General features: G+C 40.9%; 11 protein-coding genes and 1 pseudogene. 6 read left to right on the top strand and 6 right to left on the bottom strand.

The genetic code is table 11. From position 1 onward, the window contains the following. Nucleotides 1-333 precede the first annotated feature (333 nt). The 5 genes and pseudogenes from H6G83_RS10515 to H6G83_RS10495 all read left to right on the top strand — a co-directional run bounded on the left by H6G83_RS10515 (nucleotide 334) and on the right by H6G83_RS10495 (nucleotide 4,380). The gene (locus tag H6G83_RS10515) at nucleotides 334-1,527 is read left to right on the top strand and encodes a site-2 protease family protein (RefSeq protein ID WP_190471024.1); all 1,194 of its coding nucleotides are present in this window, start codon (nucleotides 334-336) and stop codon (nucleotides 1,525-1,527) included. Between the two features lie 175 nt (nucleotides 1,528-1,702). Then, nucleotides 1,703-2,422, top strand: a complete 720-nt coding sequence (locus H6G83_RS10510; protein WP_190471023.1) for a GDSL-type esterase/lipase family protein — start codon at nucleotides 1,703-1,705, stop codon at nucleotides 2,420-2,422. A 67-nt stretch (nucleotides 2,423-2,489) separates the two neighbouring features. Further along, complete coding sequence (locus H6G83_RS35890; protein WP_190471020.1) at nucleotides 2,490-2,906, top strand: polysaccharide deacetylase family protein; 417 nt, start codon at nucleotides 2,490-2,492, stop codon at nucleotides 2,904-2,906. Between the two features lie 299 nt (nucleotides 2,907-3,205). Further along, nucleotides 3,206-3,667, top strand: a pseudogene (locus tag H6G83_RS10500) (polysaccharide deacetylase family protein); the annotation flags it as partial. Between the two features lie 278 nt (nucleotides 3,668-3,945). Next, on the top strand, nucleotides 3,946-4,380 hold the full coding sequence (locus tag H6G83_RS10495) for a hypothetical protein (protein ID WP_190471017.1): 435 nt from the start codon (nucleotides 3,946-3,948) through the stop codon (nucleotides 4,378-4,380). 55 nt (nucleotides 4,381-4,435) lie between these two features. On the opposite strand, the gene nrtS is transcribed toward H6G83_RS10495, so the two are convergent. The 6 genes from nrtS to H6G83_RS10465 form a co-directional block, all read right to left on the bottom strand. Continuing rightward, nucleotides 4,436-4,684 (bottom strand): nitrate/nitrite transporter NrtS, encoded by a 249-nt coding sequence (nrtS, locus tag H6G83_RS10490; RefSeq protein ID WP_190471014.1) that lies wholly within the window; start codon nucleotides 4,682-4,684, stop codon nucleotides 4,436-4,438. A 151-nt stretch (nucleotides 4,685-4,835) separates the two neighbouring features. After that, the gene (locus H6G83_RS10485) at nucleotides 4,836-5,576 is read right to left on the bottom strand and encodes an amino acid ABC transporter ATP-binding protein (protein WP_190471011.1); all 741 of its coding nucleotides are present in this window, start codon (nucleotides 5,574-5,576) and stop codon (nucleotides 4,836-4,838) included. A gap of 96 nt (nucleotides 5,577-5,672) precedes the next feature. After that, on the bottom strand, nucleotides 5,673-6,689 hold the full coding sequence (locus tag H6G83_RS10480; protein ID WP_190471008.1) for an amino acid ABC transporter permease: 1,017 nt from the start codon (nucleotides 6,687-6,689) through the stop codon (nucleotides 5,673-5,675). Nucleotides 6,690-6,891: 202 nt separating this feature from the next. Continuing rightward, nucleotides 6,892-7,818, bottom strand: coding sequence for an amino acid ABC transporter permease (locus H6G83_RS10475; RefSeq protein ID WP_190471005.1), 927 nt, complete (start codon nucleotides 7,816-7,818; stop codon nucleotides 6,892-6,894). Nucleotides 7,819-8,126: 308 nt separating this feature from the next. Then, on the bottom strand, nucleotides 8,127-11,510 hold the full coding sequence (locus H6G83_RS10470) for an AAA family ATPase (protein ID WP_190471002.1): 3,384 nt from the start codon (nucleotides 11,508-11,510) through the stop codon (nucleotides 8,127-8,129). Next, nucleotides 11,507-12,880, bottom strand: coding sequence for an XRE family transcriptional regulator (locus tag H6G83_RS10465; protein WP_190470999.1), 1,374 nt, complete (start codon nucleotides 12,878-12,880; stop codon nucleotides 11,507-11,509). Before H6G83_RS10465 ends, H6G83_RS10470 begins: the two co-directional genes overlap by 4 nt. Nucleotides 12,881-13,103: 223 nt before the next feature. Here H6G83_RS10465 and H6G83_RS10460 point away from each other — a divergent pair, with 223 nt between their 5' ends. Next, the gene (locus tag H6G83_RS10460) at nucleotides 13,104-13,391 is read left to right on the top strand and encodes a TRADD-N-associated membrane domain-containing protein (protein WP_190470995.1); all 288 of its coding nucleotides are present in this window, start codon (nucleotides 13,104-13,106) and stop codon (nucleotides 13,389-13,391) included. Nucleotides 13,392-13,514: the final 123 nt, after the last annotated feature.

The following is a 13,514-nucleotide window of genomic DNA, read 5'->3' as shown; positions in this document are numbered from 1 at the left end:
ATGATCAAATAGGCGGGATTGTCTATTCTAGAATCTGGGACAGATTAATTAGTAACGGCTGATTTTGCTGTTCCTATCGTTTGATGGTGCTGCTGCGACCTAATATTATGAGGAAAATATAAAAATCGTATAGTCATAATCAAACTAAATGTAGGGTGCGTCAGCCCCAATAATTTCGTAAACATTCAAGGATTTTCCACATCTGACGCACCCTACCCCAAGTGCAAGTTGCGTAAGTCCTGATTATGAGGAAAATATAAAAATCGTATAGAAAAAAGCATACATCGTATATGTGATGTATTCAGAAAAAATATTAAATTTCAGGATAATGTGATGCAAACAAATTGGAAAATCGGCTCTTTATTTGGCATTCCCCTATTTTTAGACCCTCTGTGGTTTGTGATTTTGGGTTTAGCAACACTGAATTTTGGCGTGGCTTACCAAGAATGGGGCGCTGCTTGGGCTTGGAGTGCTGGGATAGTTATGGCGTTGCTGCTATTTGCTTCGGTACTACTGCACGAATTAGGTCATAGTTTAGCAGCGCGATCGCAAGGAATTAAAGTTAACTCTATTACTCTATTCCTATTTGGTGGTATTGCTGCCATTGAGGAAGAATCTAAAACTCCTCTGAAAGCCTTTCAAGTAGCTATAGCTGGGCCTTTGGTCAGTATCGGCTTATTTTTGTTGCTGAGAATAGCAAGTACTGTAATTCCCGATACTAGCCCAGTCAGTGTCATGGTTGATGATTTGGCACGTATTAATTTAGTTGTCGCCCTATTTAACTTAATTCCCGGCTTACCTCTAGATGGGGGACAGGTATTGAAAGCTGCACTTTGGAAAATTACCGGGGATAGGTTTGTGGCGGTACATTGGGCGGCTAAGGCGGGGCAAATTTTAGGTTTTATTGCGATCGCTTTAGGATTTGCTGTAGATTTCTTTACTAGAGAGTTAGTTACAGGCTTGTGGATAGCTTTGTTAGGTTGGTTTGCCATCCGTAACGCCAACAACTACGACCGCATCACCACATTACAAGAAACCTTACTCAAAGTCACAGCCGCCGATGCGATGACTCGTGATTTTCGGGTCATTGATGCTGACCAAACCTTACGTTCCTTTGCTGATGCGTACTTATTAGCAGCGACTACCCCAGAAGTTTATTTTGCTGCGTCCGATGGACGTTATCGCGGTATGGTCGCCATTGAGGACTTACGCTTGGTGGAAAGAAGCGCATGGGAAACCCAAACTTTGCACAGCATCGCCCATCCTTTGACAGAAATTCCTTCCGTGACAGAATCAACTGCGATCGCACAAGTCATCAAAAAGTTAGAAAATGAACAGTTACCTCGTATTACTGTACTTACCCCTGCTGGTGCTGTGGCTGGGTTAATCGACCGGGGTGATATTGTCAAGGCATTGGCACAAAAATTAAGCTTACGAATTACTGACGCGGAAATTAAACACATCAAACAAGAAGGTAGTTATCCGCCTGGATTACAGTTAGGAGTAATTGCCAAATCAATTGATTAGTCATTGGTCATTGGTCATTAGTCCACAGTGAGATAGTACGTTTATGTCGCCTTGCGTCGCCAAGCAACTACCGAAGCCTTAATCAAGTTTTTTGGACAAAGGACAAAAAACATACTGTAGTAATGGTGTAGAAATGTATAGAATCTTGTAAAGATATAAATTAAAATCTTTTAAGATGCAAACATTTCCCACTCCTTCCTCAATGCAGCTGTCTTTATCACCAACCCAATGTCAGCCTTTGAAGATTATCGCACTGGGGGATAGTTTAGTATATGGCTTCGGCGACCCAGAAAAAGGGGGCTGGGTCGAGCAATTGCGGCGCTGGTGGATGTTACCCGATAGCTCAGGTCATGTCCTGTACAATTTGGGAGTAAGAGGCGATCGCACCCAGCAGGTAGCACAAAGGTTAGAGGTAGAATTTCGTCATCGTGGCGAATTGCGAAATCGTGTCCCCGACTTAATCATCCTATCTGTAGGAGTCAATGATTCAGCCCGGTTAGCCCGTCCCAATGGACGTAATCATACAGATTTCGCCTTGTTTGAATCGGAAATCGCCGCTTTACTAGACCAAGCGCAGCAACTTTGCCCTGTATTATTTGTGGGTATGGTTCCAGTAGATGAAGCCAAGATGCCTTTTCTCGATTGCTTCTATTTTAATCATACCGATCAATATCGCTACAAAGAAGCAACTCGCATCGCTTGTAATCAAAGGCAAATTCCCTATTTAGATATTTTCGACCAATGGATGGCACGGGGCGACGCTTGGCGCAACAAACGTTTAAGCGAAGATGGACTACATCCTAACACCTTGGGTTATCAGTCCTTATTGGAAGATGTAATTCATTGGGAACCCCTAGCAGCCTATCACACTCGACCAGATTATCAGTTGGTTTGACTATTGACTAATGACTATTGACTATTAACTAATCGCATATCATAGGGTGAGTTTTGGGAATTTCTTCATGACCAACAACCACCCGAAGATAGAGAAATTTCTGGGAGTGATAGCGATCGCTACTTTTTTGGTAGCTGGTTCTGTTACTGTAGTTATGCTTTTGGGGTTTCGTAAGCAGCAACCTGTAACAGCTAGACAAGATTTACCAGTTGCAAGTAATCAGGTACAGCAGCCAGCCAAGCCTCCATCAGATAATCTTAACTTTACCGTGCCAGCCCAATATCAAGGGAAGACAGTTTATCAGGCACAATTGAATAGTAATGAAAAAGCCAACGTTACTAGTGGACAAAAAGTCATCGCTCTCACTTTTGATGATGGGCCTTGGCAGAAAACCACGCCAGAAATTTTGGATATTCTTCAACAAAATCAGATAAAAGCGACCTTCTTTTGGGTGGGACAAGCTTTACCGAAAAACTGGGTTTAAAGCCCCGCCCTTCTAGGGCGGCTTTTGTGGTAGTATAACTGATAGCGGTAAAGCGCACAAATAAAAGACGAAGTAGGTCAAGCGGACTGCTCCTGATCCGGAACCCTGGTAGTATAAATCCTAAATCTTGTACAAATGTGGGAGTAAACACAGAAATTAAAAACCTTTTCAAACGCGGTCGGGCAGTCCGTGTGAGCTTGTGGACGTATCCAAACGGAGAAATTTGAATACTGGTATTCAGATTTCTAGAGAGGACGGATGAAGCAAGAATCCTCGTCTCTTTAGAGCGAGGAGTGTCAAAAGCCAATCCCGACATCGCTAAACGAGTTGTAGCTGAAGGTCATGCTATAGGTAATCATACTTGGCATCATTGGTATAGGCGCATGGATGAAGCCACAGCCAAAAGTGAAATTGAACGGACATCTGACCTGATTTACAAAACTACAGGTGTGAAAACTCAATTATTCCGTCCCCCTGGAGGAGTTTTAAATAATGGTTTAGCCAGATATGCTAAAAGCCAAAAAAATGCTGTAGTCATGTGGTCTTTAACTTCCGCCGATACTGATCCCCGCGCTAAACCTGAAGTATTTGTGAAAAATGTCGTCAAAGGCCCAAAACCGGGTTATATAGTTTTGATGCACGATGGCGGAGGCGATCGCAAAAGAACGGTACAAGCCTTACCACAAATCATTAGTGGACTGAAACAGCAAGGTTACAAATTCGTCACAGTTCCTGAATTATTAGAAATGAAGCCTAATTAACCTGTGTAGACTATCACAGAGATTTTTGTGTAAAGTCAATATTAATAGTAGTGGCGTGACCGGACTAAAATGTGGCAATAGATTTGGAAAAATTGAACGCAGATAAACGCAGATGAACGCAGATGAGTAGGGGCGCACAGCTAGCTGTGCGCCCCTACAGATAATGGATGTGTTGCGAAGATTTTTTGAATTGGTATAAGATTTTAGGTTGTTGGCTAATGTACAAGTTTAGCCTTGCCACGCTAGGCAGTTAATATTACCATTCACTTGTAATTATTATGACTCCAACTTTATTTGGTCGTTGGCAAACTAGACTGTTATTACTTGCTACTGTTGGTGTATTAGTATCTTTGCCTTTTGCGATGGGTTTAATTGGCCCTGGTGCTAATTCAGTTTATTTTTGGATACTAGCTTATGTTGCTATCTTTGGTTTAGGATGGGATATTCTTTATAATCATCTACAAAAATTTCGTTGGGATCGCGATTGGCCAGCAGTTTATCAACTAATAGCAGGTATTGGGGAATTAATATTTGTTTTTTGTGGAGCTAAACTTTTTGGATTCTTACCATTACCTATACCTAAAGAAGAACTATCAATAGGTGCTTTTATAATGCACTACAGTGTAGTTTGGTTAGCAGTTTTTATTGCTTCCCAAAGCATTATGCGAATCATTTTTCCTCGTTGGCGGTTCCGAGGCGGAGAATGGTTGTAATATAGTAGGGAACAAGGGATAGGTTACAGGGATTGAATTAAATTTTTTGATGTATTTAAAAAGATTTATTACGATAAATACTAATATATTGACCATGAATATTCACAAAATATGGTACTACATAAGTGAGCATGGCAGAAATCCAGCGATCGCGTCCCATTTTCCCAGTTAATAAAGCGTGACCATGATTAATCATAAATAAAATAGAGCCAACAACAACGGCAACTTTTAATGCAGTTGGTACAAGTGTCGGGTCAATTAGGCTGGCAAAATATCCTTTAAAAAAATTAACTTTTTTTCCCATAAGTAATTGAGTGCTAAGGAAGAATAAGCAAAAACTATCGACTAATAGACTTCTTGCATAAATCTTTTTTTGTCTCACGCAAAGGCGCAAAGACGCAAAGAAAAGAACGCTAAGAACGACTTTTGCAAGAGGTCTAATGACTAATGACCAACTAAAGAATTTGTGATAAGAACTTGCGAGTGCGTTCTTCTTGAGGTTTGGTGAAAAAGTTGTCGGGGGTGGCTGACTCGACTAAGTTACCACTATCCATTAAAACTACTCGATCAGCGACTTCACGGGCAAATCCGACTTCATGGGTAACGACTACCATTGTCATCCCATCGCGGGCTAGACTTCGCATTACGTCTAAAACTTCTCTTACCATCTCTGGGTCTAAGGCAGAAGTCGGTTCATCGAATAACATAATTTTAGGCTGCATTGCTAACGCACGAGCGATCGCAACTCGCTGTTGCTGTCCCCCAGATAACTGTCCGGGGTATTTGTTTGCTTGTTCTAAAATTCCTACCCTTTCCAACAACTGCATTGCTAACTCTTCGGCTTTTGCTTTTTTCCAGCGCCGTACCCAAATTGGAGCTAAAGTAATATTTTGTAGAACTGTTAAATGGGGAAATAAATTAAATTGTTGAAATACCATTCCCACTTCTCGGCGAATTGCTTCAATATTTCGCAAGTCGTGGCCGAGGGTGATACCATCAATAGTAATTTTACCTTGCTGATACTCTTCTAAAGCATTAAAAGTCCGAATAAATGTTGATTTTCCTGAACCAGAAGGCCCCATCAACACAACCACTTCCCCACGATACACCGTTAAACTCACACCTTGCAACACATGGAATTTGCCATACCATTTATGCACATCTTCAGCAATAATTATCGGTGTTTGTTCTCTCATAAATTTTATTTTTTGTTGACTATTAACTATTGACTATTGACTATTGACTACTGACTATTGACTATTGACTATTGACTGTTGACTATTGACTATTGACTAATTATTTAATTGCTTTTCTAAACGTCGAGAAGCTAAAGACATTGAGTAACAAAATAACCAGTAAATCAAACCAATAAATAAATATACTTCTGGATAACGACCAATAAATTGAGGCTGTGCCAAAATGGAACGGGCAATACCTGTAAGTTCCACTAAACCCACAAGAGATAATAAAGAAGTATCTTTAAATAGTCCGATAAACTGCCCGACAATTGCCGGAATTACTGCTCGTAAAGCTTGGGGTAAAATGATTAAAAGAACTACGAAAAATGTATTTAATCCTAATGCTTTTGCTGCTTCCACTTGTCCACGGGAAACAGACTGAAGCCCGCCGCGTACATTTTCCGCCATGTAAGCTGCACTAAATAGTACCAAACCAGCGATCGCTCTTAACACTCTGTCTAAACGGACATCCGCAGAGAATAACAAAGGTAACATCACCTGGGCGAGAAATAAAATCCCAATTAGGGGAACACCGCGAATAATTTCAATATAAAGAATAGAAAACCAACGTACTACAGGCAAATTGCTATTCCTTCCTAAAGCGAGTAAAACCCCAAGAGGAAAGGACAAAATAATGCTAATTGCTGCCATAAATAAGGTGAGTAGCAAACCATTCCACAAAGTGCTGGAAACAGGACGCAAACCAAACCCACCACCAATTAACCACAAAATAACGGGGAATGATAATAACCAGATTAAGGAAAGCCAAGGCGCGACTAATTTTGTCAACCCTGTTAACTTTTGCTTACCTAAAAAGACAACTGTAGTTAGAGCCGTTAAAGTAGAAGCGATCGCCAAAACAACCCAAACACGCCAATATTCAGTCGGCGGAAATCTCCCAACTAAAAACAAACGTAAATTTACTTGCACAACTGCCCATTGTGCTTTAGTAATTGCCCAAATTACAACCCCTTGCAAAAGCCAAAACAACAAAACCAAGCAGATAACTGTCAACAAACTGTTATACCAAGTATTAAACAGGTTTTTACGTAGCCAAGTTAATTTAGTCATTAGTCAATAGTCCATAGTCAATAGTCCATAGTCAATAGTCCATAGTTTTTCTTCCTCATCTCCCCCCACTCCCTCATCTCCCTCATCTCCCCCCACTTCCCTTTTCCCCTCCTGGGAGGGGCTAGGGGTGGGTTTCTCCCCACTCCCCGACCTCCCTTTTCCCCTCCTGGGAGGGGCTAGGGGTGGGTTTCTCCCCAGTCCCTCACCTCTCCTTAATCTGCACAGCACGGTTAAAAGCATTCATGATGAGGGAGATAGTTAAACTGAGGCTGAGATAGGTGAGCATAAGTAGTAACATAACTTCTACGGCTCTACCAGTTTGATTAAAGGTAGTGGAAGCGACAAAGTATATATCAGGATAGCCGATCGCGATCGCTAAACTAGAGTTTTTTGTTAAGTTTAAATACTGGCTGGTGAGTGGGGGAATAATCACACGCAAAGCTTGGGGTAAAATAACCAGACGCATGATTAGGCTTGGTTTTAATCCGAGCGATCGCCCTGCTTCCCATTGTCCCTTAGATACTGACGCAATACCACCCCGAACAATCTCTGCGATGAAAGCGCCAGTGTAAAAAGTCAAACCCAACAGTAAAGCAGAAAACTCTGGCGATAAGGTAAACCAAGGTAGTTTTATGCCATTTTGACTCAGCCCGATAACTCCCCAAAGCGAAATTTGATTATCAGCCTTGGGAAAACTGAGAAAAACAGCAAAGTACCAAAATAGCAACTGTAAAAGTAAAGGTGTATTCCGAAAAATTTCTACATAAACCAGCGCAATATTCCGCACCAACCAGTTATCGGATAATCTAGCAACCCCAGCTAATAAACCGACAATTGTTGTCAGAATAATTCCTGTGATTGCTACTCGCAAAGCATTGATTAATCCCACCAACAAAGCCAGAGTATAAGTGTCTGTTGGTTTATAAGCAATTAGCGTTTCACCGATGTCAAAAGATGCTTGCTGCTGGAGAAACTCAAAACCAAATTGAATCCCTAATCGCTGCAAATTGCGGTTGAGATTACCTAAAAGTATCACTACCACAAATGCAATGAAAAATAAAGCAATCAATTGTCCAGCAATATACCAAAAGCGATTATCACGCCATAAAGGGGGTTTGTCATTAGTCAAGTCGCTTCGCTCCAATTCAAAATTCAAAATTACAATTCCCATAAATAAATTTAGTAGGGTGGGCAATGCCCACCACCCGCTTATTGAGAAGGCGCAAGATATGAAATAGTTAATAGTTATCCCTCTCATCCCTCACTGTACGACAGGGTGAGACTTCTTGCACGAATAATTTAAAAATCAGAATACAAAGCTTCCATAGTTATTCTTTTGCGTCTTCTCTACGAGACGCTACGCGAATGCGCCTTTGCGTGAACTTTTAAAAAATATTTACAGCAACACCAAAGCATTTATGCAAGAGGTTTATTTCCTTAACCTCCAAAGCTTTCCAACCTAATGATTTTCCCTAACCAATCCCGAAAGCTGTGATGATATAACTTATATTCTATTTTCTTACCAATGCGTGTTTCTTGCAAAAATTCTAACCAATTTTCGAGAATTTCCGCTACATCATAGACATCAGCATTGATAGCTTCGCTCATAGCTAATGTAGAAATTGGTTGAATTTCCGCAGCAGTCAAAAGCCGCAACAAATCTACAGCAATATCAGATAAACCCTCACCCTGCATCTTTTGCCAATGTTGTTGATAATATGCTTCTAAATCTGGGGGAAGGCTATCAAAGTTTTTAGGTTGAGAGTAAAAATCATCTGCTATAGCTTTGATAATTTGCTGCACATACATAAAATTATCTTCATTTTCCCCGATGAGTTGTGACCTCTCCCCCAACCCCTCCCCTATAAGGGGAGGGGAGCAATTTTGATTTTCATCTTTCACAAAATCAACTAATTCCTCTTCCTCCCCTTCCCTAGTAGGGAAGGGGGGTAGGGGGGTTAGGTCTCTTCCAATATAAGCTTGAATATCTTGCCTATTTTCCACTGAATAATCTGATAAATCGAGGACTTGTGATGGCGCTTCAATTAATAAACCAGCATGAGATTTTTTATAAGGACGACGCGAGAAAATAAAATAAACTTGATTAGGTAAATAGCGGGGGAGATAGAATAAATTAGTGGCTACTGGTTGACTGTGAATGTCAATAGCATCTAAAGCATCAATAATAATGATTAACTTTTCATCAGGTGCTAATTTATCGCTGATTTGTTGCAGCAAAAGTGAGAATAACCAACTTCCCTCATTCGCATTTGCAAATATTATTTTCCTCTTCTCTTGTGGGGCTGGTTGGGGTGGGGTCTGAGCGAAATTATCTAATCTTAAACTTAACTGTGTACAAATATCTGGGAAAAATACCTCGGCTCGATGTTTACCCGCAATTTGGGCATTGTAATAAATAGTCTGGGGATTTTGTTTTACATATTGGGCGAGAATGGCACTTTTACCACTACCCGGTACACCAACAATGGTGAAGTAACCCTTTTGGTAACGGTGGAGAAAATCATCAATAGCCGTGAAGACAAAATCACGACCGACAAAATTTTCGCTCTTTTGGAGAATAATAGACTGCAATTCTGGGGAGGAGAAAGACCTTCCTTGCAGACGCAGAAAATGTAATCTGCCTGATTCTTCTCCTGCTACGATTGTCACTCCATCAGCAGCAACCGTACAGCAAGTTATAGGGCTTTCTCCGGTGAAAGTCGCTATTTCTGCACCTGTAACTAGATCCCAGATTTTGATTGTGTTGTCATCAAAACCAGAAATCACAGTTTTGCCATCGGGAGCGATCGCTACTGTTCTCACCCTGGCACTATGACTTATCAGGGTGAACTTTTCCCTGCCTGTAGCTAGATCCCAGATTTTGATTGTCTTGTCCTCAGAACTAGAAATCACCGTTTTGCTATCGGCAGTCATCGCCACTGCACTCACTGAGCGACTATGACCAGTCAGGGTGAACTTTTCCCTGCCTGTATTTACATCCCAGATTTTGATTGTCTTGTCCCAAGAACCAGAAATCACCGTTTTGCCATCGGCAGTCATCGCCACTGCATTCACTGAGTCACTATGACCAGTCAGGGTGAACTTTTTGCTGCCTGTAGCTAGATCCCAGATTTTGATTGTCTTGTCATTAGAACCAGAAATCAGCGTTTTGCCATTGGCAGTCATCGCCACTGCACTCACCGAGCCACTATGTCCTCTCAGGGTGAACTTTTCCCTGCCTGTAGCTACATCCCAAATTTTGATTGTCTTGTCATTAGAACCAGAAATCAGCGTTTTGCCATCGGCAGTCATCGCTACTGCTCTCACTCTGGCACTATGACTTATCAGGGTGAACTTTTCCCTGCCTGTAGCTACATCCCAGATTTTGATTGTCTTGTCCTCAGAACTAGAAATCACCGTTTTGCTATCGGCAGTCATCGCCACTGCACTCACTGAGCGACTATGACCAGTCAGGGTGAACTTTTCCCTGCCTGTATTTACATCCCAGATTTTGATTGTCTTGTCCCAAGAACCAGAAATCAGCGTTTTGCCATCGCCAGTCATCGCCACTCCATCCACCGAGGCACTATGACCAGTCAGGGTGAACTTTTCCTTGCCTGTAGATACATCCCAGATTTTGATTGTCTTGTCCTCAGAACCAGAAATCAGCGTTTTGCCATCGCCAGTCATCGCCACTGCATTCACCGGGCTAATATGACCAGTCAGGGTGAACTTTTCCTTGCCTGTAGCTACATCCCAGATTTTGATTGTCTTGTCCCAAGAACCAGAAATCAGCGTTTTGCCATCGGCAGTCATCGCCACTGCATTCACCGAGTAACTATGACCTGTCAGAGTGAACTTTTCCCTAGCTGTAGCTACATCCCAGATTTTGATTGTCTTGTCTCCAGAACCAGAAATCAGCGTTTTGCCATCGGCAGTAATTGCCACTGCACTTACCCAGCCACTATGACCAGTCAGGGTGAACTTTTCCCTGCCTGTAGCTACATCCCAGATTTTGATTGTCTTGTCCTCAGAACCAGAAATCAGCGTTTTGCCATCGCCAGTCATCGCCACTGCTCTCACCGAGTTACTATGACCAGTCAGGGTGAACTTTTCCTTGCCTGTAGCTACATCCCAGATTTTGATTGTCTTGTCTTCAGAACCAGAAATCAGCGTTTTGCCATCGCCAGTCATCGCCACTGCTCTCACCGAGTTACTATGACCAGTCAGGGTGAACTTTTCCCTGCCTGTAGCTACATCCCAGATTTTGATTGTCTTGTCATTAGAACCAGAAATCAGCGTTTTGCCATCGGCAGTAATTGCCACTGCATTCACCCAGGTACTATGACCAGTCAGGGTGCGAATTAATCCCCCAGCACCAGGGGGAGTTAGACTACCTATCAAACTGTGTAAATTCGTCTTATCATCTGCTGATATTTGTTCAATTAACTGCTTAATTTCTGGTTCATCAAAATATGCCAATCTTGCTGATAATTGCCCGTTTAGTTGCTTTGGATCTGTAGATATAATGTGTCCTGATATCAACAAAGTATCGGGAATTAACTTTAAAAATTTAACAGTTTCAGCATATTTTGAATCGCTGCATACTTCAGGCTGATCTAATAAATCATAATCTTCCAAGAGTGCGTTTAACCCAAATAGAGGATGATTAAACTTAGCTTCGATAAAGTAAAAGTTAGCCAACAACTTAAACAGTTCATTAATTTGTCTACCTTTTAGCAATAATCGAGGAAGCTCACTTAATAAACGTTCTTTTTCTTCCGGTGACTTTTCAGCAAACCAGGTGGGAAAATTGCTCATAGCTCTAGCCCTTCTATCATATTCCTAGCAACTTCCGCACTGATTTCAGTTAAACTTACCCCCGCAGCTTGGACAATATCTTGACGCTGTAAAAAGTCTCGAAAACTTTCATGATAAAACCGATACCGAGGCGGTTGATAAATTTCCTGTTTCTGTAAAAACTGCGCCCAATCTTTCAAAACCTCTTCTACTGTTAAATTATTTTGCTTAGAATATTTAGCAATCAATTCACGGGATACGGCACTACTCAAGGCACACATCACATAAATGATTTTAATTTTATTTCTTGGTAAGGGCTTGTTAGTCATTCCCATTAATCGCCAGTGACTATTATAATATCCCTGCAAACCCACAGGTAATTCATCTAGCGGCTTAACATTATAAAAACCTTCGGCTATGGCTGGTAAAACGCACCGTAGATACATAAAGTTATTTTCACTTTTAGCAGATATAGTTTCCACAAAGCCATTTTTAGATAGGTTATTTTGCTTTTGTATCCACTGCTGCAAGCCATCTTGATACTCACCTGAATTTAGCAATTGCCAAATATATTCTTTTACATCATCATTACTATTTTGTTCATATTTCCTTAAATCTAACTCCTGATAGGGAACGCTAGGCGAAATATTTAATCTTTGCTCTGCTGGTGTATAGGGTCTTCTGGTCAGGATAAAGTAGACTTTCTCTGGTAAAATCATCGGTAAATATAACAGATTACCGTTTCCATCTTGGTCAACTTCATCGAGGGCATCAACAACAATTACTAAACTTTCCCCGGCAGATAGTTGTTTATTAGCTTTGATTAATAAGGCAGATAAATCAGCATCAGCCACATCTGATAATTGCCAACGTTGTGTTAATTGCTGACGAATTAGTTTCAAAAACACATCTGGGCTATTTTTACCATCTGCACGAATATTAAAAAAGCAAATGGTTCCTGGGTTCTTTACTACATAATGGGCGGCAATGGCACTTTTACCCATGCCTGCATCACCAATGATTTGGAAATAACCACTCTTGTTATTCTTGATAAACTCCTCAATGGCAGCAAAAACAAATCCTCTGCCGCAAAATATCTGGGTTTTATCTTTAATTAATATTTCAAATTCTGGCGGTATTAGTTGTGGATACCAATCTTTTGCATTAACTATATCTGTTGGTTTAATATTTAAAACTTCAGCAATCTTTTCTACTCTCCATCTTTCAACGCCATTCGGACATTCTTTAGTTCCCAAGAGACGTTTAACCGTGTCTTCGCTAACATTGGCTTTTTCAGCTAGGCCTTTCTGAGTTAAACTTAATGCTTCATATGCTTTTCTGAGGTTATCTTTTCCTTCAGGACTAGAATTAACAGTATCCGATGGACGCATAGATAAAACTTTTTGATGAATTTAAATATTCATAAAATATAGCAAAAGGCTATTTTGCTGCATAGGGCAGTTAGGTTAAATTACATTGCCCTATCTGCCCTAAAACACAGGGCAAATAATAGATATAAGATAACCTATATGCTCTTTCAGTTGAATTTTTGTCCTCATAAGATACGAACATACAAGTTGCAAAACTTAACTCAAAATCAGAGGACTCAATTCTATGAAATTAAACTTATTTGCCAAAAGTCAACCCCAATCTCTGGATGTACCACCAGAGACGAAACAAAAAATCATTGATGAATTAATCCGTCAAGCACAACTCACCTGTAACCTAGCTGTAGGTGTTACCGCCGCATCAGCAATGATGACTTTATTAGGTGTGGGTTTATTATATTTAGACAAAATTCCCGCAGCCAGCCTGACCGCAGGCGCAGGAATTATGGCAAGTATTGGTAGTGTGCAGTTTGCTAGAGAGGCGAGAGAAGAATTAAAACAAATATTAGAGTAAATCTTAAATTGTAGTGGCGTGGCAAGCTTAAAATGTTGCATTAATTAACCACAGAGGCACAGAGACACAGAGGTTAGAGAGGAAACTTATTGCACTATTTTAGCCTTGCCACGCTAGTAGTGG

Origin of the sequence: Anabaena azotica FACHB-119 (genome assembly GCF_014697625.1) — a bacterium.
Lineage (GTDB): Bacteria > Cyanobacteriota > Cyanobacteriia > Cyanobacteriales > Nostocaceae > Trichormus > Trichormus azoticus_A.
This window is presented reverse-complemented; position numbering and strand designations above follow the sequence as displayed.